A 26,236-nucleotide genomic window follows, 5' to 3' on the forward strand; every position below is an offset into this window, starting at 1 on the left:
GATATGGCCCACCTGCGACAGCGTGGGACTGAGTTGTACGTCCGCGAGCGGCTCGGAAGGCTCGGGGGCGGGCAGACCCAGGCCTTGGACGACCTGCCGAGCTCGAAGGTGCAGGGCCGCCACGATGTGCTCTCGCTCGGCGGGGTTCATGCTGAGCCAGAACAGCCGGGGCTGGCTGAAGTGGTCGTCGAACGATGCTGGCGCCTGACGCACCTTCGCGGGGGCCTCGCGATCGGGGTGGGGTGCTCGGTGTACGGGCCGGCTCCCGCCGCTGCGCTCAACCGTGGCGGATGCCGTCCTGATGGCCGGGACCGTGGTCCGGCTGCGGAGGCATCCCGTGCTCCTCGCGCGTGCTCCACGCTTTGGCCCGGGGCTGTGCGGCCTGCTCAGGAGCCGGTTGCCGCGCCCGATACCGACGACCGACCACGACCGCCCCCACGAGAATCACCACGAGGACCACACCCACGATCAGCGGCACGGTGCCGACCACCATGGCGTGCGATACGGCGAGCTGGATTTCGTTCAGTGATCGCATGTGAGTCGGCTACCCCTTCGGCGGCGTTCAACGCCGGGGGCCTGCCCGTCGCCGTACTCTCCGGGCAAGGCCCCCTGGCAGACGTCCAGGTCGGCCGCGCGCTTGAGGAGGGCACGGAAGTCGGCGACGGCGCACACGGCAACTCAAGCAGTGCCTTGCGTACCGTCTGCCTGCCGCTCTGATCCGTACCTCTCCCGGAGACTGGATACGGTGCGGCGAGTTGTTGCCCGTCCGAGATATTCGGCAGGGATTCGCCCCGCACGGCCCATCAATGGGGCGCACGGCGGTGCCTGAGCCCGCGGCCCATCCGGGACGGCGAGCCGGCACCTCAGGGAAGAGATTCCGGGGGGAGAGGCCGACGGCAGTACTGTACGCAGCATCCGGACCGGGCGGCCTGGCCGCCAGCGCAGGACAAGGCCGCCCACGTCTCAGCGTGTCTACTCACACTCTTGAGGGCCGGGCCGGCACGGCTCGTCGGCGTCAACGACGCATGGTGCCGCGGTTCATCGGTGCTGCCCTCACGGCGTGAGGACGACCTTCTCGCAGCCGTCCTTCTTGTTCTTGAAAAGGTCGTAGCCGGTCGGTGCTTCGGTCAGGGGCAGCCGGTGGGTGATGACCCTGGTGGGGTCGATCTCGCCCTGCTCGATCAGGCCCAGGAGCGGCTTCATGTACTTCTGCACGTGGCACTGCCCCGCTCGCAGGGTCAGGGACCTGTTCATCCAGGCACCCGCCGGGAACTTGTCGATCAGCCCGCCGTAGACGCCGATGACTGACACCACTCCGCCGCTCCGGCAGGACAGGATGGCCTGGCGCAGGGCGTGGGGCCGGTCGGTCTCGGAGCGGACCGCCTGCTTGGCCCGGTCGTAGAGGCGCACGTGGGAGGCACCGTGTGTGGCCTCCAGGCCGACCGCGTCGATGCACTTGTCGGGGCCCCGGCCGCCGGTGAGTTCGAGCAGTGCCGACCGTACGTCGGTGTCCTCGAAGTCGACGGTCGTGTAGCCCTGGGCAGCCGCCATGTCGAGCCGGTAGGTCTCCTTGTCGATCGCGATGACCTTCTGCGCACCCAGGACCCGGGCGCTGTCCATCGCGAACTGGCCGACCGGGCCGGCGCCCCAGACGGCGACGACGTCACCTTCCTGGATGTCGCACATCTCTGCGCCCATGTACCCGGTCGGCAGGATGTCGGACAAGAACAGCACCTGCTCGTCACTGAGGTCCGACTCGATTCTGAGGGCGTTGACGGCAGCCAACACCACCCGGGCGTACTCGGCCTGACCTCCGGCGAAACCACCGGTGAGGTGGGAGTAGCCGTAGATGCCGGCGGTGGGGTGGCCGAAGAACTTCTCCGAGATGCCGGCGTTGGGGTTGGTGTTCTCGCAGCACGAGTACAGCTCCGCCCGGCAGGACGCGCAGACGCCGCAGGCAATGGGGAAGGGCACCACGACCCGGTCGCCGACGCGCAGTTTGTCACTACTGACGCCAGGGCCGACCTCGACGACCTCTCCCATGAACTCGTGGCCCATGATGTCGCCCTCTTGCATGGTGGGGACGCAGCCGTCGAGCAGATGGAGGTCGGAGCCGCAGATCGCCGTCGAGGTGATCTTCACGATGGCGTCGCGGCTGTTCAGGACCGTCGGTTCGGGGACGTCCTGCACCTCGACCGAGTTGCGTCCCATCCAGCAATTCGCCTTCATGCCAGGGCCTCCTTCAGTTCGCCGTCGGTCAGCGGTCGGGCCGGGTGCTGCGGGAACTCGCCGCGGGCCCGCTTGCCGCCGGGAGCGCCCTCGGAGCGGACGACCTCGCCGGTCTCCGCGACCTGCTTGAAGCGGCGCAGGTCGTCGTCCAGCTGCTGGTGCGGTTCCTCGCCGAAATAACGCGCCGCGGCCCTGCCCAGCGCCCCGCCGGGTACGTCGTAGCGCAGCGTCACCCCGATCTCCGTGCCCCCGCCGCCGGGGGCGGGCTCGAAGCGGACCTCGCCGGAGTTGTCGATGTCGGAGCCGTCCACCGACCGCCAGGCGATCATCTGGCCGGGGACGTCCTGAGTGGTCTCGGCGTCCCATTCGACCGCCTTGCCGAACGGCGCGCTGGCCCGCCAGTGACTGGTACGCGGGCCGGTGACGTGCACCTCCTCCAGGTGCCCCATGAAGTCCGGCAGTCGCTCCAGGTCGCTCCAGAGGGCGTAGACCTCGTCCGGGGGCGGGGTGACGGTGGTGGTCGCGGTCAGTTCCACGGGAGTGCTCCTATGGGTGCGGGTCATGGCCGCGTAGACGTCCGTGGCCGTGATCGCGGTGACCGCGGCGGTCGCAGCGACGGTGCGGCCGAAGCCGCGACCGTTGTGGTTCTTCATGGCCCGGGTCAGCATCGTCAGATCCATGAGGTCGCCGCCGACACGGCCCCAGAGCCAGGCGGGATGCGGCCGCCCCAGCAACCCGGCCGCCGCCACCAGCTCGCGCACACCGACGACGGTCGTGACCGTCCGGTGCCGGGACGCGTCGTCCATGCCCAAGGCCCGGGCGAAGCCCGCCGGGGCGACGACCTGGGGCACACCCAGGAGCGCGCTGGCCCAGCCGAGGCCGCGTACGAGCGGATCGTGTCGGAGGGGGGAGGTGGAGCGGGTGTCTGTCTTCATGGGTGCTCCTCACGTGCGATGGGGTGACGGGAAGGCAGGGCCACTTGCGTGAGGAGTGAAGGCTGCGTCGCGGACAACGCCGGGGTTTCCGCGTGGCCCGTCCGATCCTCGACTCGTCACCGAACCGGCAGCGCAGTCGCCGGGTCGTGGTGTGGACTTGACTGGCTTCATCAGGCCTGCCTTCCGTCCTCCCGAGCCGGACAGGGTTGGCCGCCGCTGCTCAGGTAGGACGCGATCACAGGCGACGCCGGCGCGTCCGGCCTCGGCCGAAGCCGGGGTTGGACGCCGCTCGTCGGCCGGCCCGGTCGGGGCGGCAGGCGCGCGATGAGTCCTGCCGCTGGGGATGTCTTATGTCACTCCTCTCCGCGATGGGCGGAATCAAGAGATTTCAGCCGATGCCGGAGCCGGAGCAGTCATCGGGGACCGGCGGGAAGGTGTGGCCCTGCTCGTCTGTGCTGGTGAAGCAGTTACCGTTTCCACAGGTCCACTCGGCTGATCTGCAAGGCCCTGTCACCGAGGGCCGGAGGCCCTTCGGGGAACCACCGCACGGGCAGGATCTGGCTGTGTCGTCTTCGCGGGTCGCCTTACCTGCGTGGCTTCGCTGAAACCCCGCGCGGCGCTCACGCCGCGGCGTGGTCGCCGAGGTGTCCGTCTCGGATACCCGGCCGGCTGTCCGCGACCGCGGAGCCGTAAGCCCTCGCAGGGCGCCGAGCGCCAGGAAGTCGCCGCACGGCCCGGTTCTCCGGGTATTCCCGCAGCCGTGTACAGCGCCACCCATGGGCGCGGGAAAGTGTCCCACACAGCGATTCGGTCGGCGGGCAGACAGGGCGACGGCGCCAAAGGGCTGCGTGCCTGCCTGGCTCTCTCGCGGGCCGGCAGGCAGGTCATGCCCGGGAGCCGCTCACCAGGCCACCCGGCAGTACAAGAAGGTCGTGCAGGGTGGCGGTCCTGCAGTCAGGACCGGCCGCGGCCGCTGACGAAGTCGCTGACTCGGTCTACGAGACCTGCACCGGGTGCGAGCAGCTTGTTGGCCGGCGGGGTGTCGGGGGCGCTGGGGTGCGGACGGGTGGGCGCCGTCTTCCTGACGGTGCGGACCTTGTCGCCGAGGCCGTCGGGCTGCTTTGCGGAGCAAGCCTCGGCAAGCATCGGGAACAGGCGCTGTTCCTCGTCCTTGACGTGCTCGCCTACCTCGGAGATCAGGCTCTGGATCAGCTCATCGAACTGCGGGTCGTCACTGTCGCGCTGTACGAGTTCCTTGAGAGTCTTCTCGATCGCGGCGTGATCCTTCAGTTCCTGGTCCGCGAGTGCATCCTTCCGGAACGGGTTTCCGGACGGCAAAGTACAGGCACACCTCCTCGGCCGCCGAGTGACGGACGAGTTCCTTGGTCGCCTCATCCATCAGACGACGGCGTTCCTCATCACCCCTGGGCAGTGCCGGCCCGTGTCCTGCGGATGCGGCGCTGCGCAGCCTCACGTGTGATGGGAATCGGGGTGCGTCGCAGATTGGCAGGACCATGGGCTTCAGTGACACAAGTGACCCGGTCATGGACGCGTTGCTGGACACGCTGCATCGTACGGAACCGGGACGGCTCGCTCGCGTGATCCAGAATATTTACGCCGATGCCGGCCTGAGCCGGGTGGGTATTTTCGTGGCCGACCTGCAGCAGAAAGCGCTGGTGGAGCTGACCGACGCACGGAGCACCCAGCCGCCTCAGCGGTTGGCCATGCATGCCAGTCTCGCCGGATGGGCTTTCCGGTCCGAATCGTTGCGCATCCAGCCAGGTGAGCAGGACCGGGTGGTGCTGTTCGTGCCGATCATCGACGGCGTTGAACGGCTGGGCGTTCTTCGCGTGGAGACCCTGGCGCTGACAGCCTCGACGATCCGGCGTTGCCAGTCCCTTGCTGCCGTGGTGGCCATGGCACTGGTGACCAAGGGTGCCTACAGCGACGAGTTGGCTTGCAGCCAGCGTGCCACAACGATGGGGGTGGCCGCGGAGATGGTGTGGGCATTCCTGCCTCCCCGCACTATCGGCACCGAGCTGATCACCTCCAGCGCCGTCGTGGAACCCGCCTACGAAGTCGGCGGTGACGCCTTCGACCACTCCGTCAGCGACGACGTGCTGCACGTGGCCGTCACCGACGCCATGGGACACGATCTGGCCGCTGGCCTGACGTCCTCGGTGGTCCTGGCCGGCTGCCGCAACGCCCGCCGTTCCGGCGCCGACCTGCCTGCCATCGTGCGCACCATCGACGACCATCTCGAGCAGCTGTTCCCCGACCGCTACGCCACCGGAGTCCTTCTCCAACTGCACATGACCACCGGCCACCTGAGGTGGGTCAACTGTGGGCATCCTGAGCCCTACCTGCTGCGCGAGGGCATTTTGGTGTCCGGAGCCTTCCACCAGGAACCGTGTCTGCCCCTGGGCATTCGGCTCCCCGAAGATGAGCGGGCAGTCCACCACATCCAGCTGAAGCCCGGCGACCGAATCCTTGTCTACACCGATGGCGTCACCGAGGCCCGGCTGACCGGAAAGAGCTTCGGGGAGGACCGCTTCATCGACTACATCAACCGCGCCGTCGCGGCGGGAGAACCTGCACCCGAAGTCTTGCGGCGACTCGTCGACGCCATCCTCGCCTCGCAGAACGGGCGCCTGAGTGACGACGCGACCATACTCCTCTTCGAATGGCACCCTCTGCGTGAAGCACAGGGACGGTAACCAGTCGCTCAACGTCGCGGCAATGCTGCTGCGAGGAAGCCCTGCGCCGTACGGGGGTATACGCGCTCTCCCCAGGTCTCGCCACGGAAGGGAAGCGGTGGACCAGGGGTCGACATTGGGGTCCCCGTCGCAGCCGACGCATACCCTGCGTACATGTAGCCCACAAGTCGGTCGCGGGCCCGTCCAGTGGACAGAACGCCCAGCCGGGGGCCCAGCGCTGACCTGTGCCAGCGCATCCCGGCCGGGCGGACCAGCACACCCTAGAGCCTCGACGGACCTCCATGCCGCAGCAACACACAGGTTTACGCCACCCCCGCTGCCGTCCCGGTAAAGCGGAACCACGCCACGTCTGCCTGCCCTGCATGAGCGATCGACGGCGTCAGCGAGAAGCGGGAGTGGTCGCCTATTCCTTCGCGGAGGGCACCGCCAGCGGATCGCGCGGTGCGTCCGCCTTCGCTTTGTGCATCTGCTCGCCCAGCTCAACCAGCAGGTTACGGCCCATGGCCTTGCGTACCTCCGGGAACCAGTCCTGTTCTTCCTCCTCGACGTGGTGGCGGACGTTCTCCATCAGGACGGTCATCTTCGCCTTGAAGCGTTCGTCCTCGGGGTCCATGTCCTTGAGCTCCGACAGCATCCACACCACGGCGTGGTGCTCCTCGACGCTCTCCAAGACGTGGTCGGTGGTGTCCGGCGCCGCCTCCCGCGCAGCGGGGTAGAAGATCTTTTCCTCGATCCAGGCATGGACCGTGAGCTCGCCGATCACCTCATCGACGATCGCTCGCCTCTCCTCGTAGGCGCCGGCGTCAGTCTTCTCGAAACGCTTGAACAGCTTCTCGACCGTCTTGTGGTCGTCCCGAAGCAGCACGATGCCGTCCACGGAGCCTCCTCGTCCTGTGAGATGGCGGGCACCGCTCGCCAGTGCCGCTCACTCCGCCTACCCCCAAGGGCGCATTCAAGGGCCGGTACCTCCTCGGAAGCACCCGAACAGACCGCCCGGCACCGGCGCAGATCCATCGCCATCTCGCCACCCCGGCAAGGGAAGCGCTGCCCAGCCGTGTTCATGACCCAGCCGGTCGGGCCGCGCAGAAAGGAACGCAGGCTTCCGGAGCCACTTCATCGGACATGCCAGAACCGGGTCTGACGCCGCGGCACGTACGAACGTGGGCGGGGTCCAGCCACTTCTGGCTGGGCCCCGCCCACGAGGGCGCCACCATGCGTGGCGCCACGGTCGCTGCGCTGTGCGTCTACCAGCGATACCAGCGGCCCCTGCGGCCACCGCTCCCGGTGGACCGCGCGACGAAGCCGAGCAGCCACAGAACGAGAACGATCACCGCAATCCACCACAGCGCCTTCAGCGCGAAGCCCGCACCGAACAAGATCAGGGCCAGAAGAAGTACCAGAAGCAGGGGAACGATCGTTATCGACCTCCTCGACACCGCGTGCCCCTGACCTCGACCCGCAAGCACGCGAAGACCATGCCTCTTCACTGGCCGAAGGGCCCACGAAAACACGCCGCGGCCTCTCGGGTCGCTCGGCATGTTTGCGGCACTTCGCACGGGTCAGACGAAGCCACAGCACACGTCGTCGATGCCAAGGAAGGTGAGCGGGATGACTGCCAGCGAAAAGGCCAAGGCGAAGACCGAGCAGGCCGTCGGCAAGGCCAAGGAGACCGTCGGCGAGGCCGTGGGCAACGAGAGGCTGACCGCCAAGGGCCGCGCCGAACAGGCCAAGGGCGACGCCCGCGAGGCCAAGGAGAAGGTAAAGGACGTCGGCCACGACATCGCCCGCCCCTGACCCGCGGCGTTCAACGGGTCCGCAAGACTCCGGGGCCGCTCCCGTCATGGGCGTCATGGGGGGCGGCCCCTCGCGGGAGTTGCGAGTGCATCGGGTGCTCGCATCCGCCGGCCCGACACGGACCAGGCGCTCCTCGTTGATGCCGCGCAGCGGCCCGTGGCAAGACGGCTGGGATGTGCGGGAGAACGCGACGGAGCTGCGCCGCGGCGTGCTGCGCGGCAGCCTGCGGAACCTGTCGTCCCGGGCATTGCTCACCAGTTGCTCAAGCTCCAGCCCGCGCCTACACCCCGCCTCGCCATCGACCCATGTGCCGGCAGCAGTGCGCGCACCTGCGCGGTCCTGCGGACACGGACGTTGCGAATGCGGTATTCGCCGGAGTTCTCGGGGGTTCGGTCAGCCGGGCACGAGGTTCAGTCCGGGTTGGGGATGCCGAGGAAAGCCCGGCCGTTGGTTTCGAGTGTTTTGGCGTCGAGGCCGTGGTCCAGCAGGTAGCGGACCGGTTCGGGCTGCGCCATGTCGAAGGGGTAGTCGCTCCCGCACAGGATCCGGTCCGGTGCGGCGTGGGCCGACAGCAGTCTCAGTACTTCGGGATCGTGGGTGACGGTGTCGAAGTACAGCTTGGCGAAGGAGTAGGCCGGAGGTCGGCCGCTGCCGTGCCGTACGTCCGCCCGTGAACGCCATCCGTGTCCCCATCGTCCGAGCAGTGCTGGGGCACAGCCTCCGCCGTGGACGAAGCAGATGCGAAGCCCCGGCAGTTCTTCGACGACTCCCGTCAAGAGCACGGACGCGACGGCGGTGGTGGTCTCCACCGGGTTGCCGATCAGGTTGACCAGGTAGTGGTCTTCCCACTCCGGGCGCGGCAGCTGCATCGGGTGGACGAGGACGGCCAGACCTGTTTCGGCGGCGACGGCCAGCACTTCGCGCATGCTGCCCGTTCCGTAGGATTGCCCCTGGCGCAGAGGTGGGACGGCAACACCTGCGATGCCCGCCATGCTTTTCAGGCGCGTCATCTCCTGACGGGCGGCATGCACGTCATCGACGCGGACCAGTCCGAGCCCGACCAGGGTGCCGTCCGAGGACCCGACTGCCTCCGCGAGTTGGTCGTTGTAGGCCGCGACGTATTCGTCCGCGTCGCCGGGCGCGAAGACGGGGAAGGCAAAGGGCGGCGCCGAGACAACGCGGGCGCCCAGGCCCGCTTTCAACGTGTCGGCGATGACCGCCTCGATGTCGGTCATCGCCGTGGTCGGGAAGAACAGCGGGCTGTCGCCGAGGTACAGCTCTCCGTCGCGGTCGTTCATGCCGCCCAGGGGGAAGCCCGGTGGGAGGGAGAGCAGTTCCCGGGGCAGCCAGTGGGCGTGGACGTCGATGATGCCCGCGCGAATGCGTCCTGTTGCGGACATGTCTCCTCCTCAACCGGCCGGGTTGGCGCGAGGCAGGTCAGGTCGCGGGCTGCCGCGGTTCCCGCGCTGCACGCGTGATCGCTCGGCGGATGGGTTCATAGCCGGTGCAGCGGCAGACGTTGGATCCGACGATGTGGTCCACGCGCTCGGGGTGATCGGCCAGGTCCGGGTCGGCTTCCAGCGCCCCGGCGGCCACCATCAGGAAGCCGGGCGTGCAGAAGCCGCACTGCAGGGCGTGCTCGGCGGAGAAGGCCCGCTGCAGAGCGCTGGGCTCGCCGTCCGGTGCGGCGAGTCCCTCCACGGTCCGGACCTCGCTGCCGTCGCACTGCACGGCGAGCATGAGGCAGGAGCGCACGGCCTCGCCGTCCACGAGCACGGTGCAGGCCCCGCACACGCCGTGCTCGCAGCCCAGGTGCGTGCCGGTGAGCCGGCAGTCCTCCCTCAGCACGTCGGCCAGGATGCGCCGGGGCTCCACATCGAGGGGGTAGTTCGCGCCGTTCACGGTGAGGGTGATCTTCATTGGCCGTCTCCCTGGGACTTGCCACTGCGGGACCGGTGGTCGTTCGCCGCCTGGCACAGGGTCCTGGCGGTCACGACGGCGATGGCGTGCCGCCGGTATTCGAGGCCCGCGTACGGTTCGGCGATCGGGTCGGCGTCCTGCTCGGCGGCGATGCGGCCCGCGCGGGCGAAGGGGTGGCTTTCCGGCAGCTGGTAGCCGTCCGCGGGTGGGCCGATCTCGACGCCGGTAAGGGCTTGCTCGGCGGCGTGGGCGCGCAGGGGGCGGTCGGCGCAGTTGACCAGTCCGATGCGTGCTTCGCGGATCACTCCGTCGTGCGCGGTGAGGACGGCCGCGGCGGCGACCTGGGCGAAGCAGAAGTGCGTGCGCCGGTGCTCGATGAACCCGACGCCGGTGTCCTCGGTGAGCAGCGGATACGTCACCGAGGTGATCAGTTCTCCGGGTCGGCGTTCCGTTGTGAGCGGGCCGTGGAAGTAGTCGCGGGCCGCGACCGTTCGGGCGCCCTGGCGTCCTTGCAGTTGGATGTCGGCGTCCAGGGCCATGGCGATGGCGCACCATTCGGAGGCGGGGTGTCCCCAGCCGAAGCTGCCCACCATGGTCCCGCGTGACCGGATGGGCGGGTGGGCGATGTTGACGACGGCGAGGGCGAACAGCGAGCCGAGGGGACCTGGCGCGGCCTGCGCGGACTCGAAGACCTGGTGCCTGATCAGGGCGCCGACCTGCAGTGTGTTGTCGATGACGCGCAGGTGGTCGAGTTCCGGGATGCGGTTGATGTCGACGACCAGGTCGGGGCGGATGCGCTCCAGGTGCATCTCCAGGAGCAGGCTCTGGCCGCCGGCCAGGACCTGGGTCATGCGGTCCCCGTCTGCGAGGGCGTCGAGGGCCTCGGGCACGGTGCGGGGGGCGATGTAGTCGAAGGCTGCGGGCTTCACCGGTTCTCCTCCTGCTTCGGTGCCCTGGCGGCTCGCCAGATCACGTCCGGGGTGAGCGGCATCTGCAGCAGGTCGGGATCGGCCGGACGCAGTGCGTCGACTACGGCGTTGACGATCGCGGCCGGCAGGCCGATGCAGCCGGACTCGCCGGCGCCCTTGGCGCCCAGTGGTGAGTTGGGGCTGGGCGTGCAGGTGTCCTTGACCTCGATGGGCGGAACCTCGGTGTAGGTCGGCAGGAGATAGTCCAGGAGCCCGTTGTCCAGCATCGGGGTGCCGGCGTCGTCGTAGGGGATGGCCTCGTACAGGGCCTGGCCGATGCCCTGCAGCGCAGAGCCGAAGGCCTGAGCGCGGACGATGTCGGGGTTGAGTTGGACCCCGCAGTCGTCGACCGTCACCACCTTCAGCAGTTCCACGGTGCCGAGTTCGGGGTCGACCTCGGCGACCGCCACGTGGGCGCCGAAGGGGAAAGCCATGCCCGTCTCGAAGCGGTCCTCCACGCGCATCGGGCCGGTGGCCTTGACCAGCTCGCTGACGTCCATGGCCGCCGCGCCGTCGTGGGCGGCGTGCACCGCGCCATCGGCCCACTCGACCTGTTCCAGGGGCAGATTCCACAGCTCTGCGGCTCGCTGCCTGGCCTCCGTGATGACCAGTTCGGCGGCGTGCTGCAGCATCGCACCGGCGACCTGGGCCGTGCGGCTGGCGAACGAACCCAGGCCCTGGGGCTGTTCGCCGGTGTCGCCCTCGATCAGCCGGACGCGCTGTTCATCCACCCCCAGGGTCTTGGCGACCAGCGCGGGGAACACCGTTTCGTGGCTCTGGCCGCTGGAGGCGGCGCCGCACCGCGCGGTGATCGTGCCATCCGCGGCAACCTCGATGCTGCCGAACTCGTGCAGGCCGCCCGGCTCCCCGCCGGAGCGCTCGACATAGCAGGACAGGCCGATTCCCAGGGGCTTGGCGGCCGGATCCGTCCTGCGCCGGGCCTGCTCGGCCCGCCATGCGTCGTACCCGACGGTCTCCAGCGCCAGGTCGAGAGCGCGGGCGTACTCGCCGCTGTCGTAGGTCCGCCCGGTGGGGGTCGTGTAGGGGAAGCTCTCGGGCGGGATGAAGTTCCGGCGCCGCAGCTCCGCGGGGTCGAGCCCCAGCCGGCGGGCCATCATGTCCATGCACCGTTCCAGCGCCATCACCGCCTCGGGCCGCCCGGCACCCCGGTAGGGGTAGGTGAGCATGGTGTTGGTCAGGACCGAGCGGACGGTCGAGTGGACCCGCGGGGTGGTGTACGCGCCGGTCGCCATCCAGGCCGTCTGCATCGGCAGCCCCACCCCGAGGTGAGGGTAGGCGCCGACGTCGGCGTCGATGTGCAGCTCGTAGGCGAGAAGCCGTCCTTCGGCGTCGGCGGCCAGGCGGGCGCGCTGGTCCTGCCCGCGGCCGCGCGTGGCGGCCGTCATCGATTCCAGACGGTCCTCGATCCACCGGACCGGTCGCTGGAGTTCGACCGCCAAGAAGACCGCCACGACGAACTCCGGGAACGAGGCGCTCTTGCCGCCGAATGCGCCACCGGTGTCCGGCACCACCACCCGGATCTGCTCCTGCGACCAGCCGAGCAGTGCCGCCGTCTCACGGCGCAGCCGGTGCGGCATCTGGTGCCCCGACCAGATCGTCAGACGGTCGCCCTCCGGGACGACGAGGATCGTCCTGCACTCCATCGGCGTGGGCATCAGGAGGTTCTGGCGGTACCGGCCCTCCACCACGGCGGCCGCTTCCCGCCACACCTCGTCCTCGACGGGACTGCCGGTCTCGCCCCGCAGGGCGATGTTGCTCAAGCCCTCGAAGAGCCGCGTCGCATCCGTGGCGGCCTCGGACGGCGTCACCACGGCGGGCAGCGGGTCGACCTGGAAGGTCACCTCGGCCGCCCCGTCCTCGGCCCGGTAGCGGTCCTCACCGAGAACGACCGCGACTGCCTCGCCCGCGTAACGCACCCGATGCTTCACCAACGCCGGCCACTCCCGGCCGGCAACCGCCTCGTCCGAGGACAGCTTGGCGAGCACGGTGTGCGGCACCGGAGGCAGGTCCTGCAGGTCCGCGGCCGTGTGCACGCACGCGGGCAAGTCCGCGAGATCCGCGGCGGACCAGGCTCCCACCACACCGGGCACCTCGCGAGCCGCACTGCAATCGACCGCGCGCAGCAGACCGTGACCGACCTTGCTCCTCACGAACACCGCGTCAAGACAGCCCGGCACATCGATGTCGGCGACGTAGCGACCCTTACCCGTGAGCAGCCGCTCGTCCTCACGCCGTGACCAATGATGCACAACCACACCTCTCACTGGTACTGGCTCAGGTTCCGGGTACGACGCCGCCCGGTCCCCATCGGGCCTCACACCCGGGGTCCCGCATCGCGACAGACCAAACACGCGTTGAAGCGGTTGTAGTGGAGCTTAAGCACCCCGCCCGAGTCCGCGCATGTCGAGCGTTCGGGCCACCGCTTCGCATCGCTTCAAACCCCAGGAGTGGCTGACCGCCCCGGCAGGCGTGAGGAAGCCACCAGCGACGGGCGCCTGGCCGACCTGCGCCAGCCTGAACTGGACCTCAACGCAGTCCTGTTACGACTCGAGGTGAGAAGGCACTGACCACGTTGCCGAGGCGGTGCTGATTGCCTGAGCTTGATCTTTAACCCTGCTGCTGTTTCGAGCGGACGTGTTCGGTGAGGGTTGCGACTCGTTTCGCGGTCTTGCCGGGCTCGTAGTGTGGTGCTGGCCTGCGGTTTTTCGATCCCGGTGGGCGTCCGGGGTCGGGCTTGGAGGGTTTGGGCACCGCTACCGGGCGGGGCGCCTTCGCGCGGAGGTGCCGGAACCCCCGGCGGACGCGAGCGGGGGTGAGCCGGCGGGGTTCGACGGGGCGTTCCCAGGGGCGGCGGAGGTCCTCGGCGAGTGGTCGGGCGAGGCGGAGTTGGGTGTGGGCGGCGATGATCAGCCAGGTCCACAGGTCGGCGGTGTGTAGGTCGCGAACCTTCGGGACAGTCCGGCCGAGGGTCTGCTTGATCAGGCGGAAGGTGTGTTCCAGGTCGAAGCGCCGGAGGAACGCCTGCCAGCGAAGGTCGACGTCGGCGCCGGTCATGCCGGTGCGTGAGGACCACAGCCAGACGGGCTTGGGGTCGCGGACGCCGGTGATCCAACTGGAACCCGGCGCCACCCCGAGACGACACTCGGGCCCTCAGCCTGCCAGCCTCCGCCACCCGCAACAAGATGGTCCGCCGACTCCGTCGGCGGACCATCAAGAAAGACCGAGGCCAGGCGTAAGCGTCAAACCAGAATTACGCCAGGGCCACTGCTACTGGGCGCGCACGGGACCGAGTTACAGTTCTGTGTGCCACCAGTCCTCAGTGGGATTGACGTAAAGAACATTCCCCAGGCCCATCCTGAGATAGCGTGTCGCGTCAGTGGCACTGTACAGAGTGCCAACATGGGGGCCGACGTAAACAGGCGGGAAACCCTGATTAGCGAACGCGCGATTCAGGGAATCAGAAATCGCCCGCCAGTGGCCTTCAAGTTCCTGCTGAGCTGCCGGGATCCCCACCCTTTGAGTACCAGACATCACGCCTCTGAAGCTGCCTTCCACATCGTTGAATCGGGCCGCTTCGGAAGTGAACTGGATTAGGAACAGTAGTGAACGAGCCATGGTCGAGCTGTATTGGTCGTTCTGATTCACGTACAGAAGATTATAGACCGAATTGTTCAGGCCGAAGGAGCCGTAGAAACTTGCATCCAATTGCGACCTGTCGTACGGGTTTCCGTTGACGTTGCCGGTGCGCGACACCACGTCATTATAGTCGGCCCCGTAGGGAAGTTGCTGCATCGTCCCCAAATTGGGGAGCAAACCAGCACTCGAGCCTGCCGTTCTGCTCAGGTTTTCCATGACCTCTGGCAGGTTGTAATTCTCCTCGGAATCCGGCCTAAACCAGAACGTGACGCCGGCTTGATTAGTGAATCCGCGAAGGTACAGATTGTGGGGAGAAATCCAAAGCCGTAGACTCTGTCCATTCACGTTGATATCTGCTCGAACGAGCGAGGTTGCCGCATTCTGCGTGGCGTACACCCCGCCAACAGAGTGACCCGCAGCATTCCGAATGCTGGCTAGAAATGTTGAGTACTGGATTACAGCGTTACTGCTGGGACCTGAACTAATATCCAGCCACACGTGGGATATCTGACCAGATGGGGTGTCCGCTTTGGCCGGCCCTGCCGCAAAGGCCAAAGCTGCTGCGGCCATAAAGAGAGCCACAATTGAAGCGAACAATCTGTTGATTGTGCTGCGACCCAGCACTGGGAACAGCGATTGGTTTAGCATGTTATTCCTTTCGTCAGATGAAAGAGGGCTGGGCTAGACAGTGCCATGCACCTCTTCGGAGAATTCTGCACTATTGCATATACCACTCGGCGAGCCAGGCATTTGGGCGAGGCCGACAGAGGAAGCGGAATCAATAGGGCGACTCAACCGATCGACCGTCAGCACGAAAGTGACAGGAATCGAGTTCTCCGGACGGCGACTGATGCCGCTGGTGACTCTATGAGTCTCCTGTGGCCTTTATCGCGCGTTCCCTACCCTCAGTCGCGTCTTGCCGCACGGCGCTGACCCAGCCCAGTTGGCATGCGCTGGGTCGGCGGAGACATCGGCCTTGAACCGAGGGGCATTCCGCCACTCCTTAATCCTGCAGGGGTGCAAACGTCGACCCTCGAACGCAGCCGATGTGCTTGCCGTGTCAACTACATTAACATGAGAATGATGGACATCATCCAGATGTGCGTGTTACGTCAGCCACACCGCCAAGGCGGCGGCCGACATGTGCCCGCTGCACGCTGCGGGCATGCGGTCGAGCGCCGCCCCGTTTCGTGGACTCCGGGTATTTGGCCCTTGGTTCGGTCCCGCACCGCGCAGACCAGACTTCGAGGGGCCTGGACATGACCGCAGCACCAGACCAACTGCCACCTGCCCAGACCTCGAGTTGCCGCCGGGTGCGGTCATCGGACTGGCCGAGTTGGCATGGGGGCGGGTGCGCTGTGGGGCGCGGTGGGAGCGTCGTGCGGGTCTGGGCGGGCTTTCGGTCTCGGTGGGGCCGGCGGCGGGTGAGGGTAAGCCGCTCGTCCGGATCACCGGACACGGGGACTCTTCCGCCAGCGTCTCCTGCATCCGACTGCCGGATCCACCGCGCTTCTAGCCTCGATCTTGCATGAGGGTCCGTCAGCTTCCTGACGGACCCTTTCGGCTTGTTCCGGGACCGAGATTCGTGCAGGTGGGCAGGCTGGTGGCCCGGCTGTCGCGTCGGGTGGGCGCCGGCTTCCACGGCTCCGGTCGGGTGGTCCTGATCGTGACGACGGGAAGTTGCTGGTCAGCCCGGGTCTGGTAGGGCTGTGAGCCGTTGCAGGGCGTTGGTGATCACGTCGGTCCAGGGTGAATCGCCCTGGGTTTGGTGGAGATCTCAGATGGTGGTTGTGACCTGTGGTTTTGTGGCTGCGGTGTAGTAGGCGGCCTCGTATTCGACGGGCGGGACGTGGCCGATCTCACCGTGGAGTCGGCGGTGGCAGTACCAGTCGATCCACTCGGCGGTGGCGAGTTCGACCTGGGCGAGTGTCTTCCAGGGTCGGCCGGGCTTGATGAGCTCGGTCTTGAACAGGCCGATCGTGCTCTCCATCAGGGCGTTGTCGTATGCGTCGCCGACGGAGCCGATCGATGCCGCGATGCCTGCTCGGTCGAGATGCTCGGTCAGCGCGAACGATGTGTATTGCCTGGACTCTACCGGTCGTTGCAACACCGGCTTGTTGGAGCGACAGTAGCTGCTCGTTGAATGCCTCGGCCGGGGTCCTCCAACCGAGTGTCTTGCGGGGTCTGGTGTTCAGTGTGTGAGCGACGGCTTCGATTTCTTCGGCGGACCAGCGCGAGAGGTCAGTGCCCTTCGGGAAGTACTGGCGCAGGAGTCCGTTGGTGTTCTCGTTCGTGCCTCGCTGCCATGGGCTGTGCGGATCGGCGAAGAACACGGGGATGCCGGTGGCGGGCAGCCGCCCGGCCGACCGGCAGCTATGGCACATGATCGGCGAACTGCGGACACACAGCGACCGCTTCGCGGAACTGTGGGACTCCGGCGCGGTCGGCCGACACGAAGCGGCACGCAAAACCATCGACCACCCGCAAGTGGGACCGATGCGGCTGGACTGCGACGTACTCACCGTGGCCGGCAGCGACCTGCGCATCATGATCTACACCCCCGACCCTGGCACCGAGGACTCCGAACGCCTCACCCCGCTCACCCCGCTCGACACACGAGCCATGTCGAGCACTCCGCCCTGTCACCGTCTCTGGAGGGTACGGCCAGGTGGCGTGAAGGGATCTGAGCCGGTCGGCGGTGCCAGGCCTGCGTTGCCGGTGCAGGTGGGCGGGCGGGCGGGCGGGCCGGGGTGCAACTGCGTATCCGCTCATTCGTAGCAGCTTGCAGCAGCGGCGACGCTGCCGGCCTCAGGGCGCCGGGGGTTCGGTGATCAGTGCCAGGAGGCCGGCGATCTCGTGGTCGGACTCGGCCGGATGACGGAACATGGCGCCGGGGACGATCTCGTATCGGTTGCGCCGACCCTCCCGGGACCTGACGAGGTATCCGCCCTCCTCCAGGTCGGAGACGATGCCCTGCACCGTGCGCTCCGTGAGGCCGCATGCGGAGGCCACGTCGCGGAGTCTGATGCCGGGGTCGCGGGCGATCATGATCAGCACCCGCGCGTGACTGGTGAGGAACGTCCACCTTGGCTGGTCCCGGTCCTGTGCGTCTCCGTCCATACGCCCCATCATGCGCTCGCTGTTTCCGGATTATCAACCCACGAAAAATATTTCGTGATTCATTTGACGTACGTCGCCGGTCTGGGCATCATCACAGGTGGCAGGAAGTCCCCCTGGTGGAGCAGCGGGAGCCCACGATGTCGCGGCCGGACCACACCCACGAAGACGACGACACCGCTCTGGACCCCTGGGCGCTGCCCGTCCATCTGCCTCCCGGAGGCACGCGGAGCTTCGCCGGCCGGGCCACGCTGAGCCTCGCCACGCGCGGAACGGACGGAGTGGTGGCGGTGATCACCGGGGAAGTGGACGCTGGATGCGCCGCGGACCTGGAACGCTGCCTTGTCGCGGCCATGCGCGCCCATCCCGAAGGCCTCGAGCTGGACCTGTCCGGGGTCACCTTCTTCGATTGCGCGGGCCTCAACGCGCTACTGAAGGCCAGGACCTTCGAGGCCCGCGGCGGCGGCAACCTGACGATCAAGGTCATGAGCCCGCGCGTCGCGCGCGTCCTCGATCTGACCGAAACCCGCACATTGCTTACTCGCAGCCTCTGACAACAGTGGGTGGGCACTGTGCGCAGCGGATGTCGAAGAAAGCTGTTCGGGGTGGTCTCGCCCCGTGTCGTGAACTCCACCTGCACTTGCGCGCAGCAGTTCGTCCACGGCGGCGCGTAGCGTCCCCGTCGCCTTGTACGGGTCGTTGTGGCCGGTCCGACCGCATCCGACGCCGCCGAAGACCTGCATCCATGAACCTCGGGCACCGACGAGATACTGTCCACCCGTTCGGCAGCACGCCGCGCCTGCGGGCCGGGGCACACCTAGCATGCTGCCTGTGCGACTCACTCTCCCGAAGACCGAGGGCGGCGGCCGGGTACAGGGCCTCCTGCAGTTCATCGAGGACGGCATCCATCTCGTTGTCGCGGCGCTCCTCGTGCTGCTCGCCGGGCTTCTGACGGTCGGGGTGGTCCACGACGTCATCAGGTCGGTCCAGGGGCCGTACCGGCAGGAGACGGTCGTTCTTTCCACTCTGGACAACGGCCTTGTGCTGTTCATCGTGGCCGAGCTGCTCCATACCGTGCGCCTCACCATCAGGAACCAGACCCTGGACGCGGAGCCGTTTCTCGTCGTCGGCCTGATCGCCGGCGTTCGCAAGGTGCTCATCGTGACGGCCGAGGCGGAGAAGTCCTTCCGGTGGAACGTCGAGGGGGTCGAACTGCTCATCCTTGCGGGGCTGATCCTCGTGATGGCGACTGCGGCGTACGTGTGGCGGCGCTCGACGCGGCCGGGAGACTACTTCCCGCTCCAGGAGGCGCGGCGCCAATCGTCGCCGACGCCGTCACCCACCCCGGTGCGCGGGTCCTGATCCGCCGTCTTCCGCCGCAGCGGCCGCCCGCATCCGCTGCTCCTCGCGGGCAGAGCCGACGTCCCGTTCCAGGGGTGTGCGGCTGACGGCCGTCGTGAGGTCCTCCAGGGCCCGCTTCTGGAGTTCCGCCCCGCGCCGCACTACCGGGCTCCGGTCCCCGGCGGCGGCGCTTTCCCACGCTTGGAGCGCCTTCTCCACGCGCCCCCAGTCCGGATTCCTGTGCTCGCGCACGTCGAGTGCCGCCTGGGCGGTATCCGCCTCCAGGGCCTCGGCGAACCGCTGCGCCTCGGGGACGAGACGGCTGTCGGCCTGCGGGACGTGGCTCTCCATGAGCATCGCCGCCCGGCCGAACCCCTTGAGTGCGTCCTGCGCCTCCTCCGCCTCCCGTGACGTCAGCCCCCTGGGCCGGACCGGTTCCTGCCTCGCCCTGTCGTGGGCCCTTTGCCAGGCAGCGCGAGCCTCCCTGCTCGCCAGCAGTGCCCTGCGCATGGCGGCGCGATGCTCCCGGGTCGGTTCGGCGTGGCTGCGGAGCACCGCGGCCGCGTAGCGGCCGTTGGCCGCGAGCCAGTCCGCGAGCCGGTTCGGCAGCCGGGGCGTCTCCCATGCGGGGAACACCACGTACGCCAGCATGGCCAGGGCCCCGCCGAGCAGGGTGAGCACCACCCGCTCCGGGACCGTCTGCTCCCAGGCCTGGCCGCCCATGCCGAGCAGGAAGACGACATATGCGGCAGTGAAGCACTGGGAGTAGGCGTAGCCGGTACGGATCAGCGTGTACGACAGGCCCGCCGAGACCACGGCAAGCGCGCCGGACACGTGGGGGTCCGGGCCCAGGGTCTGCACCAGCGCGGTGGCGAGCGCGACCCCCGCCAGGGTCCCGGCGAGACGGGCCACCGCACGCGCGTACGTTCGGTGGAAGTCCGGCCGCATCACCATCACCGAGGCGACGGGCGCCCAGTAGCCGTGAGCCAGGGGTAGCCGGGTGGCGATCAGATAGCCGAGCGTGGCGACCGCCGCCAGGCGGATGGCGTGCCGGAACACCGGGGAGTCGCGGCGGAGTTCACGGCGGACCGCCCGGACGACGACCGGGAGCAGCCGGAACATGGTCGGGCGCAGCAGGATTTGGGCGCCCGCGGGGCCGGGTGGCGTGGGCGCCTCTTCGCGCGCGCCGCCGCTCCCGGCGATCTCCATCGCCTCGCCGAGTAGTTCCACGAGCCGCTCGGCGGCCTGCCGGGCGGGCCCCTCCAGCACCTCGTGCTCGTCGTCGACGTGCAGGACCTCCGCGCTCTTGGCCGGCACCTCGGCGGGAGTGCCGCGGCGGATCGTGCGGGCAGCCGCGTCAAGGACGTCGGCGGCCGCGTCGAGCAACTCCCGCGCGCGGTCCCGGCCGGGTCCCTCCGCCGGGGCGCCGACGTCCGGGTCGGCGAGCGCGGCGACGACCGGACGGATGCGCTCGGCCAGACCCCTGGGGCCGTGGAGCACGGAGGGACGGGTGCGGGCCTGTGATGGCGTCACGGCGGCCGCGTCCCGGGCCGTCATCAGCGGCTCCGGGTCGAACGGGGCGGTGGGGTCGTGCCGCAGCCGACGGGCGTAGTCCGCCACGGCGGCCAGGGCGTCGGCGAGCGCGTCACGATGCGCCCCCCAACGGCGGATCGGGAACAGCAGGATCAGCACGGCCTGCGCCACGCCTCCGAGCGCGATGATCCCGGCGTGCTCCAAGGCTCGCCCGACGCTCGTGGGCAGGGTGATGGTCACCAGCATGCTGCCGACGGTCGTCGCGGCGACGATCCCGGCGGTCGATCCGACGGCCCACGCCATCCCCGCGAGAAACGCCCAGACGGCCAGCAGGGGGAGGAAGGTCACGAGCCGACCCGCAGCCAGGTAGCCCACGAAGGTGCTGAGCGCCAGACCCGCGCCCGCGCCGAGCGCGATCACCTTGCGTGGACGCCAGGTGCGCTGGAAGGTGGCCCCACCCGCGGAGTAGGCACCGAGGGCGGCGGACGCGGCGTACGCAGGGGAGACCAGCCACAGCACCGGCCCGAGGACGATCGCCACCCCGGCAGCCGTACGCAGTGCGAGCAGGGGTTCCAGCCGCGTCTCCTCGATCGTGAGCCCGGATCGCACGACCTCCCCGAGGGCCCGCAGCCACGTCACGGGTGCGAGCCCAGCCGGAACACCCTGCCGAGTCGCGTCCGGCCTGATCGAGGTGTTGCAGCCGTCGGGCAAGGAAACCTCCCCCTCCTCGCGAACGGGCGGGCGGCCGCGGCGGCTGCGACGGGGCGCAGCCAGGCGGACACTGCTGAGCGTCAGCCGTCCGGCCTACCGGGCCGCGCGGGCATCGCCGTTGGTCCAGGTCCGCCCGGAGCGCGGGGAGCGCCCGAGCCCCGGCCGGAGGACGGGCGGACCGCCGCCCGTCCCCGGCCCGGTCCGGGGGACCGGTGGGACGGCGGACCCGGGACGCTTACCGCTTGTGGCCGTTCCCGTGGCCGTTCGGATGCAGGACCACCTTGGTCCAGCCCTCGTCACGGGCGTCGAAGTGCTCGTAGGCGGTGGGGGCCTCATCCAGGCTGAGTTCGTGGGAGACGACGAAGCTCGGCTTCGCCTTCCCGCCGGCGATCAGATCGCGCAGCGCCCGGTTGTACCTCTTCACCGGTGCCTGCCCGGTGCCCATGTGCTGGCCCTTGAACCACATCATGCCGAAGTCGATCGGGACCTTGCCCTGCGCCTCCAGCTCCCCCTGAGCCTCGGCGCCGCCGGGGTCCCGGGGCAGGAACACGCCCACCACGCCGATGTCGCCCGTGAACCTGACCGAGTCGATCAGTCCGTTGACCGTGAGGCTGGCGTCCTCGTGCCCCTTGGAGTCGTGTGCCTGGTAGCCGACGCACTCACAGCCGTTGTCGGCGCCCAGACCGAGGGTGGCTTCCTTGACGACCTCCGCCGGATTCTGCTCGGCGGTGTTGATCGGGATGGCCCCGATCTCCTCCGCCTTGCGCAGCCGGTCGGGCTGGTGATCGGCTACCCAGACGCGGCCGGCGCCCTTGATAAGGGCGGAGTAGGCCGCCATCAGCCCGACGGGACCGGCCCCGAAGACGATTGTCTGGTCGCCCGGTTTGACGTGGGCCATCTCGGTGGCGTGATAGCCGGTGGGGAAGATGTCCGCGAGCATCACGTAGTCGGTCTGCCGGTCGGCGGCGTCCTCGCCCAGACGCAGCGCGTTGAAGTCGCCGTAGGGCACCCTCAGCAGTTCCGCCTGGCCACCCTGGTAGGGGCCCATGTCGGCGAATCCGTAGGCGGCTCCGGCCAGGGCCGGTTCCGGCTGCATGGTCAGGCAGTAGTTGGTCAGACCCCGCTCGCACTGCTTGCAGAACCCGCAGGCGATGTTGAAGGGCAGGACCACGTACTGGCCGACCTGGACCTTGCGGACAGCCGAGCCGACCTCCACGACCTGGCCCATGTTCTCGTGTCCCAGGGTGCGACCGGACTCGAACGAGGTGCGGCCCTCGTACATGTGCAGGTCCGAACCGCAGATGTTGGTAGTGGTGATCTTGACGATGATGTCGCAGGGGTGTTCGATCTTCGCGTCCGGTACGTCCTTCACTGTGACCGTTCGCGGGCCTTCATATACCGCTGCTTTCATGATGGCTTCCTTTGGTGCCGCGGCATGACCGCAGCACGGCAGGGATGGAGACGGCGCAAAGCGCCTGACTCCGGGAGTGGATGCGACGGGGTCCGTGGCTCCGGCCTGCCTCTGTGGGCCGTGCCCACGGTTCCGATGGAACGGTGATGCCGCAGCCGGGCCCGTCAAGCGGAACCCCGGCGCTCCGGCGGCGTATCGTCCGAACCCGTCGGCCCCACGACGCGAAATATCCACGCATCGATCGACCAGCGGAATCTTCGAACCCGGACGACCACCGACAAACAACGCTTCTCCGGCCCACGTTACCAGTTGGCTAGTCACCATGGCCGTCCTGGAGCAAGTGGCGACGTTCCTGTTCACGCTTGGAGTAAGCGGCCGCCCGGATCGCCTCGTCGCTCTCCAAGCCTGACCCCAGCGCGCCGCCAACGGTGGCGACCGAAGCGACGAACCAGGACAACGTCCAGTATTCCGCGGCGTGAAGCGGGGTCCCTGTCGTGGAGGCGAACACGTGGCCGTTGACGATGAACAGAGCCCACACCAGGTTGATGACGATCAAACCGCCGTAGCAGACGAGCACCCCGATACCCACGGTCATGACCGTCGAGGCGTTGTAGAGCCTCGCCCTCTGCCTCGCCTCCCGCGAGACCTCTGCTGATCGATGCCACAGCTGCGCGTCCACGATAAGCCAGCCGATCATGAGCGCGACGGACCCGACCGTGGCGATCACAAGGCGTGGCGCGCTCAGGGACTCGGCCAGCATCCAGATGGTGGAGTTCACGGTGGCGACCGCTCCCGTGGCGAGCGCGGCCGCAAGGGCTTTCGACAAGCCCGGCACCAAACGCCACGGCCGGTTGGCGCGGACCATACCGACGAGCACCCTCAGGTAACCGCGCGGCCCGCTGACGACGTATCGAAGATCAGCCGTCTCCTCCGCACCGACCTGCCCCGGGCGAACAGGCGCGAAGCGACTGACGAAGGGCCCCAGGAGCTGCTCGGTCTGCGGAGGGCCCCCAGCCCCGGGGGCCCGGGGGCCCGCCAAGCTGAGGACGGCTTCTTCCACGGCCCGCCGGGCCCTGGTCTGCAGCCGCAAGCCTCCCAGCGGAGGAAGAGACAGCAGGGCCAAGCCGTGTTCGTGACTCAGATCCACAACGAGCCTGCGCCCGTGTGAGTGCAGCGGAAGGTCGGTGAGGGCCACGACGATGTCCCAACTCTCCGCTCTTCCGCGGTCCATGATCCGGCGCATCAAGGTGGGCGGGTCCTCTGTCCCTGCGGTGAACGGCTCACTGACCACCTCGACGTCGAAACGCCGCCCCTGGCCCCACTTGTCGGCGAGCCGGGCAGGAAGTATCCGGGCCATGCGCTGCGCGATCTCCGTCGGCGCGTCCGGATCCGCCAGGAGAGCAACGACCGTCACGCCCTGAGACGACACCCGCATGACTCCTTCTCGACGGCTGCCCCTGCGATCGCCCGTGCCCACAGGATGCCCCCGAGGTAACGCGGACGCGGCGTGACACGCTGGCCCCCGCCGGCGGGTGCAGGAGGTACGGCCGGCCCTCCTCCACCTTGCCCACCGGCATCACCTGCCTCCACGCCGTGCTGTTCGTGCTCGTCGAGTCACCGTCACCGCGGCGTTCCCGCTCACTCCGGAGTCGTTGCGCCCAGTCGCCGGGCACCAGTCCGATGCCGGGTCACTACCTCTCCCCCGCCCGGTCCGTCCCGCCCATGGGGGGGCCGGCAGAGCGGACCAGACTTCCCGTCTTTCCCCGGTGCTCGTGCACGAGGCGGATCGCCATGGCACCCTCACCGGCCGCCGAGGCCACCCGCTTGACCGAGCCGCTCCTGGCGTCGCCGGCGGCGAAGACCCCGGGAAGGGTGGTCTCCAGCAGCAACGGGCCCCGGCCGAGCGAGTCCCACCGGGTCGGGTCGGCCGCCGCCTGGGCGTCGGCGCCGGTGAGGACGAAGCCCTTCTCGTCCAGGGCCAGCACGCCCCGGAGCCATTCCGTGTGCGGCCGGGCCCCGATGAACACGAACAGTGCCCCGACCCGCAGCTCCCGGCGCTCACCTCCTGCGTTGTCCTCCACCATCAGCGACTCCAGCTTCTCCTCCCCGAAGGCACCCCGGACTTCGGTGTGGAGCAGCACCTCGATCTTCGGGTGCCGTTCCACCTGGTCCACCAGGTAGCGCGACATGTCCGCGTTGAGGTCGTCGCCCCGGACGAGGAGGTGGACCCTGGACGCGTGGTTCGCGAGGAACAGCGCGGCCTGCCCGGCGGAGTTCCCGCCGCCGACCACCGCGACCGGATCCGCCTGGCAGAGACTTGCCTCGTGGACCGTCGCGGCGTAGTAGACGCTGGTGCCCTCCAGACGGTCGATGCCGGGCACCTCGAGCCGGCGGTACCAGACGCCCGAGGCCAGCACCACGGCGCCTGCCCGGGTCCGGGACCCGTCGGTGAAGGTGACGACGTACTCGTCGTCCTGCGAGGTGAGCCCGCTGACCTGGGCCGGCACCGAGAGGCGGGCACCGAACTTGTGGGCCTGGAGCACCGCGCGTTCGATGAGCTCGCCCCCGGAGATGCCCGACGGGAAGCCAAGGTAGTTCTCGATGCGAGACGTGGTACCGGCCTGGCCTCCGGTGGCCACGGCATCGACAGTGACCGTGGCGAGTCCGTCGGAGGCACCGTACACGGCGGCGGCGAGTCCCGCGGGGCCCGCACCGACCACCATCACGTCACACCGCCCGGCCTCCGGGGAGGGGGCGGGCATCCCGATGAGCCGGGCGAGTTCGGCGTTGCTCGGGTTGCGCAGCACCCGCTCGCCCTTCCAGAGGACCACCGGAGTCTCCTCGGGGCGGATGGAGAACCGGCGCAGCAGCGCCTCCGCCTCCTTGTCCTTCTCCAGATCCACCCAGCGGTGCGGCAGCCGGTTGCGGGCGGCGAACTCACGCAGCCGCAGCGTGTCCGGTGAATAGCAGGACCCCAGGATCCGGAAGCCGGCGCCGAGGCCGATGAGCAGATACCGGCGGCCCAGGTAGGCGCGGAGGATCAGGTCGCCGAGGACGGGGTCGCGGCCGACCAAGGAGCGCTGCCGCTCCACCGGCACGGCCAGGACCTCGCCCGCCTCGCGCACCACGGCGGTGTCGAACGCCGCCTGGCCCTCCAGCAACCCGAGTTCACCCAGGAATCTGCCGGGTCCGTGCACGGCCACCGTGCGCTCGCCGGGCCCGCCGAGGTCGTGGACCATCTCGACGGTCCCGCTGAGGATCGCGAGGAACTCCCGGAACGGGTCGCCCTCGCAGTACAGCACCTGACCCTCGGCGGTCCTCCGGCGCTCACCGTTCGCGGTGAGTGCCTCGAACTGCTCCGGTGTCAGGCGCGGGAACGCCCCGTACCGGTCCGGTGTCTCGTGGACCGCGCTCTGCTTGTGCTCGGCCGCGCTCATCAGACCAGGGCCTCGTGGACGTAGCACCAGCGCCAGTCCTCTCCCGGCTGGAAGGACCGCACGATGGGGTGACCGGCGCTGCCCGCGTGCTGCCTGGCGTGCTTGAGGGGCGAGGAGTCGCAGCAGCCGACGTGCCCGCAGGTGAGGCAGAGCCGCAGGTGCACCCACGGGGAATGCACCTTGAGGCACTCCTCGCAGCCCTCCGGGGTGAGCGGCGTCACCGGGCGTACCAGCGCCAGGTGCGGGTCGGGCATCGTGACCATCAGGGTTCTCCTTCCGTGGGTGGGACTGCTCAGCAGCGGCCCGTGATGGCTGGAACGTGTCGGTGGGGTGGTCGATGAAGGGGCGGGCACGGTACGCCTCCATCACTCGTTGCCCGCGTCGTCGGCGAGGTTTCACAGCACCAGCGCGCTGTTCCCAGCCCCGCGCAGCGGTCCCTTGGGCCGGGGATCGCCCGGCTGCGGCG

21 protein-coding genes and 5 pseudogenes are annotated in these 26,236 nt (G+C 68.8%); 5 read left to right on the forward strand and 21 right to left on the reverse strand.

Going from position 1 to position 26,236, the window contains the following annotated elements; translation table 11 throughout:
- Positions 1-3 precede the first annotated feature (3 nt).
- The 5 genes and pseudogenes from PV364_RS17215 to PV364_RS17235 form a co-directional block, all read right to left on the reverse strand.
- Positions 4-216 (reverse strand): annotated as a pseudogene (locus tag PV364_RS17215) (catalase-related domain-containing protein); the annotation flags it as partial.
- A gap of 61 nt (positions 217-277) precedes the next feature.
- Complete coding sequence (locus PV364_RS17220) at positions 278-535, reverse strand: DUF6479 family protein (protein ID WP_319660890.1); 258 nt, start codon at positions 533-535, stop codon at positions 278-280.
- Positions 536-1,053: 518 nt separating this feature from the next.
- Positions 1,054-2,229 (reverse strand): zinc-dependent alcohol dehydrogenase, encoded by a 1,176-nt coding sequence (locus PV364_RS17225; protein WP_319660891.1) that lies wholly within the window; start codon positions 2,227-2,229, stop codon positions 1,054-1,056.
- Positions 2,226-3,164 (reverse strand): SRPBCC family protein, encoded by a 939-nt coding sequence (locus PV364_RS17230; protein WP_319660892.1) that lies wholly within the window; start codon positions 3,162-3,164, stop codon positions 2,226-2,228. The genes PV364_RS17225 and PV364_RS17230 overlap by 4 nt, the downstream gene beginning before the upstream one ends.
- A 954-nt stretch (positions 3,165-4,118) precedes the next feature.
- Positions 4,119-4,680, reverse strand: a pseudogene (locus tag PV364_RS17235) (hemerythrin domain-containing protein).
- A 28-nt stretch (positions 4,681-4,708) separates the two neighbouring features.
- Between PV364_RS17235 and PV364_RS17240 the strand changes: the two are divergent.
- Complete coding sequence (locus tag PV364_RS17240; protein ID WP_319660893.1) at positions 4,709-5,881, forward strand: PP2C family protein-serine/threonine phosphatase; 1,173 nt, start codon at positions 4,709-4,711, stop codon at positions 5,879-5,881.
- A gap of 403 nt (positions 5,882-6,284) precedes the next feature.
- On the opposite strand, the gene PV364_RS17245 is transcribed toward PV364_RS17240, so the two are convergent.
- The gene (locus PV364_RS17245; protein ID WP_319660895.1) at positions 6,285-6,758 is read right to left on the reverse strand and encodes a hemerythrin domain-containing protein; all 474 of its coding nucleotides are present in this window, start codon (positions 6,756-6,758) and stop codon (positions 6,285-6,287) included.
- 367 nt (positions 6,759-7,125) lie between these two features.
- A complete protein-coding gene (locus PV364_RS17250; protein ID WP_319661032.1) occupies positions 7,126-7,317 on the reverse strand; it encodes a DUF5670 family protein in 192 nt (63 codons plus the stop codon).
- A gap of 172 nt (positions 7,318-7,489) precedes the next feature.
- On the opposite strand from PV364_RS17250, the gene PV364_RS17255 reads away from it, so the two are divergent.
- Positions 7,490-7,675, forward strand: a complete 186-nt coding sequence (locus PV364_RS17255; RefSeq protein ID WP_319660896.1) for a CsbD family protein — start codon at positions 7,490-7,492, stop codon at positions 7,673-7,675.
- Between the two features lie 410 nt (positions 7,676-8,085).
- Here the strand turns inward: PV364_RS17255 and PV364_RS17260 are convergent, their stop codons facing one another.
- From PV364_RS17260 to PV364_RS17295, 8 genes and pseudogenes are all read right to left on the reverse strand, one after another.
- Complete coding sequence (locus PV364_RS17260) at positions 8,086-9,075, reverse strand: amidohydrolase family protein (RefSeq protein WP_319660897.1); 990 nt, start codon at positions 9,073-9,075, stop codon at positions 8,086-8,088.
- Between the two features lie 37 nt (positions 9,076-9,112).
- Positions 9,113-9,595, reverse strand: coding sequence for a (2Fe-2S)-binding protein (locus tag PV364_RS17265; RefSeq protein ID WP_319660898.1), 483 nt, complete (start codon positions 9,593-9,595; stop codon positions 9,113-9,115).
- The gene (locus PV364_RS17270) at positions 9,592-10,524 is read right to left on the reverse strand and encodes an FAD binding domain-containing protein (RefSeq protein WP_319660899.1); all 933 of its coding nucleotides are present in this window, start codon (positions 10,522-10,524) and stop codon (positions 9,592-9,594) included. The genes PV364_RS17265 and PV364_RS17270 overlap by 4 nt, the downstream gene beginning before the upstream one ends.
- Positions 10,521-12,833 carry a xanthine dehydrogenase family protein molybdopterin-binding subunit gene (locus PV364_RS17275; protein ID WP_319660900.1) on the reverse strand — a complete coding sequence of 771 codons (2,313 nt, stop codon included), beginning with the start codon at positions 12,831-12,833 and terminating at the stop codon, positions 10,521-10,523. Before PV364_RS17275 ends, PV364_RS17270 begins: the two co-directional genes overlap by 4 nt.
- 358 nt (positions 12,834-13,191) lie before the next feature.
- Positions 13,192-13,680, reverse strand: a pseudogene (locus PV364_RS17280) (transposase); the annotation flags it as partial.
- 195 nt (positions 13,681-13,875) lie between these two features.
- Complete coding sequence (locus PV364_RS17285) at positions 13,876-14,868, reverse strand: ribosome-inactivating family protein (RefSeq protein ID WP_319660901.1); 993 nt, start codon at positions 14,866-14,868, stop codon at positions 13,876-13,878.
- Positions 14,869-15,997: 1,129 nt separating this feature from the next.
- A pseudogene (locus PV364_RS17290) lies at positions 15,998-16,303 on the reverse strand (integrase core domain-containing protein); the annotation flags it as partial.
- Between the two features lie 16 nt (positions 16,304-16,319).
- Positions 16,320-16,565: pseudogene (locus PV364_RS17295) on the reverse strand (IS30 family transposase); the annotation flags it as partial.
- A 37-nt stretch (positions 16,566-16,602) separates the two neighbouring features.
- Here PV364_RS17295 and PV364_RS41270 point away from each other — a divergent pair.
- Positions 16,603-16,998 carry a hypothetical protein gene (locus PV364_RS41270; protein WP_415924570.1) on the forward strand — a complete coding sequence of 132 codons (396 nt, stop codon included), beginning with the start codon at positions 16,603-16,605 and terminating at the stop codon, positions 16,996-16,998.
- 30 nt (positions 16,999-17,028) lie between these two features.
- On the opposite strand, the gene PV364_RS17305 is transcribed toward PV364_RS41270, so the two are convergent.
- Positions 17,029-17,340 carry a helix-turn-helix transcriptional regulator gene (locus tag PV364_RS17305; RefSeq protein WP_319660902.1) on the reverse strand — a complete coding sequence of 104 codons (312 nt, stop codon included), beginning with the start codon at positions 17,338-17,340 and terminating at the stop codon, positions 17,029-17,031.
- 116 nt (positions 17,341-17,456) lie between these two features.
- On the opposite strand from PV364_RS17305, the gene PV364_RS17310 reads away from it, so the two are divergent.
- Both PV364_RS17310 and PV364_RS17315 read left to right on the forward strand, forming a co-directional pair.
- Positions 17,457-17,891, forward strand: a complete 435-nt coding sequence (locus tag PV364_RS17310; RefSeq protein ID WP_319660903.1) for an STAS domain-containing protein — start codon at positions 17,457-17,459, stop codon at positions 17,889-17,891.
- A gap of 268 nt (positions 17,892-18,159) precedes the next feature.
- On the forward strand, positions 18,160-18,699 hold the full coding sequence (locus PV364_RS17315; protein WP_319660905.1) for a phosphate-starvation-inducible PsiE family protein: 540 nt from the start codon (positions 18,160-18,162) through the stop codon (positions 18,697-18,699).
- On the opposite strand, the gene PV364_RS17320 is transcribed toward PV364_RS17315, so the two are convergent.
- From PV364_RS17320 to PV364_RS17340, 5 genes are all read right to left on the reverse strand, one after another.
- Positions 18,673-20,850, reverse strand: a complete 2,178-nt coding sequence (locus PV364_RS17320) for an FUSC family protein (protein ID WP_319660906.1) — start codon at positions 20,848-20,850, stop codon at positions 18,673-18,675. The two genes, PV364_RS17315 and PV364_RS17320, sit on opposite strands and share 27 nt — an antisense overlap.
- Before the next feature lie 307 nt (positions 20,851-21,157).
- A complete protein-coding gene (locus PV364_RS17325; RefSeq protein ID WP_319660907.1) occupies positions 21,158-22,333 on the reverse strand; it encodes a glutathione-independent formaldehyde dehydrogenase in 1,176 nt (391 codons plus the stop codon).
- A 313-nt stretch (positions 22,334-22,646) separates the two neighbouring features.
- Positions 22,647-23,768, reverse strand: a complete 1,122-nt coding sequence (locus tag PV364_RS17330; RefSeq protein WP_319660908.1) for a hypothetical protein — start codon at positions 23,766-23,768, stop codon at positions 22,647-22,649.
- Between the two features lie 256 nt (positions 23,769-24,024).
- Positions 24,025-25,770: an FAD-dependent oxidoreductase gene (locus PV364_RS17335; protein WP_319660909.1), complete on the reverse strand. Its 1,746-nt coding sequence runs from the start codon at positions 25,768-25,770 to the stop codon at positions 24,025-24,027.
- The gene (locus PV364_RS17340) at positions 25,770-26,033 is read right to left on the reverse strand and encodes a UBP-type zinc finger domain-containing protein (RefSeq protein WP_319660910.1); all 264 of its coding nucleotides are present in this window, start codon (positions 26,031-26,033) and stop codon (positions 25,770-25,772) included. Before PV364_RS17340 ends, PV364_RS17335 begins: the two co-directional genes overlap by 1 nt.
- Between the last annotated feature and the right edge of the window lie 203 nt (positions 26,034-26,236).

This window comes from Streptomyces sp. MI02-7b (assembly GCF_033793585.1).
In the GTDB taxonomy this organism is placed as follows: domain Bacteria; phylum Actinomycetota; class Actinomycetes; order Streptomycetales; family Streptomycetaceae; genus Actinacidiphila.

Coding starts and splice junctions, on each gene's coding strand:
- PV364_RS17325 (WP_319660907.1), bottom strand. CDS start 22,333: ATGAAAGCAGCGGTATATGAAGGCCCGCGAACGGTCACAGTGAAGGAC.
- PV364_RS17315 (WP_319660905.1), top strand. CDS start 18,160: ATGCTGCCTGTGCGACTCACTCTCCCGAAGACCGAGGGCGGCGGCCGG.
- PV364_RS17230 (WP_319660892.1), bottom strand. CDS start 3,164: ATGAAGACAGACACCCGCTCCACCTCCCCCCTCCGACACGATCCGCTC.
- PV364_RS17225 (WP_319660891.1), bottom strand. CDS start 2,229: ATGAAGGCGAATTGCTGGATGGGACGCAACTCGGTCGAGGTGCAGGAC.
- PV364_RS17330 (WP_319660908.1), bottom strand. CDS start 23,768: ATGCGGGTGTCGTCTCAGGGCGTGACGGTCGTTGCTCTCCTGGCGGAT.
- PV364_RS17240 (WP_319660893.1), top strand. CDS start 4,709: ATGGACGCGTTGCTGGACACGCTGCATCGTACGGAACCGGGACGGCTC.
- PV364_RS17260 (WP_319660897.1), bottom strand. CDS start 9,075: ATGTCCGCAACAGGACGCATTCGCGCGGGCATCATCGACGTCCACGCC.
- PV364_RS17285 (WP_319660901.1), bottom strand. CDS start 14,868: ATGCTAAACCAATCGCTGTTCCCAGTGCTGGGTCGCAGCACAATCAAC.
- PV364_RS17265 (WP_319660898.1), bottom strand. CDS start 9,595: ATGAAGATCACCCTCACCGTGAACGGCGCGAACTACCCCCTCGATGTG.
- PV364_RS17220 (WP_319660890.1), bottom strand. CDS start 535: ATGCGATCACTGAACGAAATCCAGCTCGCCGTATCGCACGCCATGGTG.
- PV364_RS17305 (WP_319660902.1), bottom strand. CDS start 17,340: ATGGACGGAGACGCACAGGACCGGGACCAGCCAAGGTGGACGTTCCTC.
- PV364_RS17340 (WP_319660910.1), bottom strand. CDS start 26,033: ATGGTCACGATGCCCGACCCGCACCTGGCGCTGGTACGCCCGGTGACG.
- PV364_RS41270 (WP_415924570.1), top strand. CDS start 16,603: ATGATCGGCGAACTGCGGACACACAGCGACCGCTTCGCGGAACTGTGG.
- PV364_RS17335 (WP_319660909.1), bottom strand. CDS start 25,770: ATGAGCGCGGCCGAGCACAAGCAGAGCGCGGTCCACGAGACACCGGAC.
- PV364_RS17255 (WP_319660896.1), top strand. CDS start 7,490: ATGACTGCCAGCGAAAAGGCCAAGGCGAAGACCGAGCAGGCCGTCGGC.